A 1,100-nucleotide genomic window follows, 5' to 3' on the forward strand; every position below is an offset into this window, starting at 1 on the left:
CAGATTCCACCCCGCCGAAGCAGCCCGCCGCCGCGCGATCATTTCCAGATGCGGCACCAGCGCTGTGAAATACCGCTTGGCCTCACATTCCTTGCCGCAGTCGCGATGCGCCTCGAGCCCGCTCCGCGCCACCTCGAGATTCTGCACCGGATAATCCGGCACCTCATGACTGATCGCCCGCACGGTTCAGCCCCTGACCCGCCGTCGCGGCGCACGATGTCTCCCCGCCCGCCTGCGTTCCGAATTGCCGGAATTCCTGATGTCCTCGATTACGCAGACCGCAATCGACAACCCACCCAAAGCGGTCATCAACGACAAAACCCAAGCATCCCAAGGCATTACGACTCCCTGTTGTCGTGTCCGATTTCCGAGATGAGCGCTCAGGAATAAGTAGACATCGAATCCGAGTTCCGTGAAACGTTCACGGCGAATCTTTCTCGAATTACTCTGTGTTACAACACGAAACATTTCACGGTGATCGATTGTCGAATAGCGAGGCTAACGAAATGGCTGGTGTCACCGCGGTTCGCATGGCTTTCGGGGGCTTCCTGCGTCAACTGCGCGGCGCGCGCAGCCTGACCAGAGCCGGACAGCAGATCGATGTCTCACCTCCGACGGTCATGCGCTTGGAAGACGGTTTCCCATCGAAGGTCTCGACCCCGCAGATCCGCGTCCTGCTCGACTATTACGCCGCCGAGCCCGAGCAGGTCGCACACGCGCTGGCCTTGTGGGCCGACATCAAGACTCAGGAGAAGATCGCCAAAGCCGCAGGTGCGAGCAAAGGTTGGTGGCAGGGCTACAGCGATCAGTACGCGCGGGATTTCGAGAAGTACCTGCTGTTGGAGTCGGCGACCGACGATCTGACGACGCATCAGCTCGTTGTCATTCCCGGTCTGCTCCAGGCCCCTGATTACCGGCGCGCGATGATCAAGGGGACGGACACGGCCGTGACGCCGCTGGATGTCGAGCTCGGCCTGAGTCTGCTCGGCACACGCCGACGGCAGAAACTCGATGAGGAGGGGTGTCGCGTCTCGGCGGTGCTCTCCGAGGCGGTCCTGCACCACCGTCCCTGTGATCCGGAAGCTATGGCGGCCCAGCTG

Annotated in this window: 2 protein-coding genes; one reads left to right on the top strand and one right to left on the bottom strand. The window is 61.5% G+C overall.

Annotated features, from left to right (window positions below):
• A partial coding sequence (locus ACIRS4_RS38535; protein ID WP_404204977.1) for a hypothetical protein occupies positions 1-183 on the bottom strand: 183 nt, incomplete at its 3' end.
• 323 nt (positions 184-506) lie between these two features.
• Between ACIRS4_RS38535 and ACIRS4_RS38540 the strand changes: the two genes are divergently transcribed.
• Positions 507-1,100, top strand: a 594-nt coding sequence (locus ACIRS4_RS38540; protein ID WP_404204979.1) for a Scr1 family TA system antitoxin-like transcriptional regulator, incomplete at its 3' end; no start/stop codon positions are given.

The organism is Streptomyces sp. NPDC101166, assembly GCF_044768125.1.
Classification (GTDB): Bacteria; Actinomycetota; Actinomycetes; order Streptomycetales; family Streptomycetaceae; genus Streptomyces.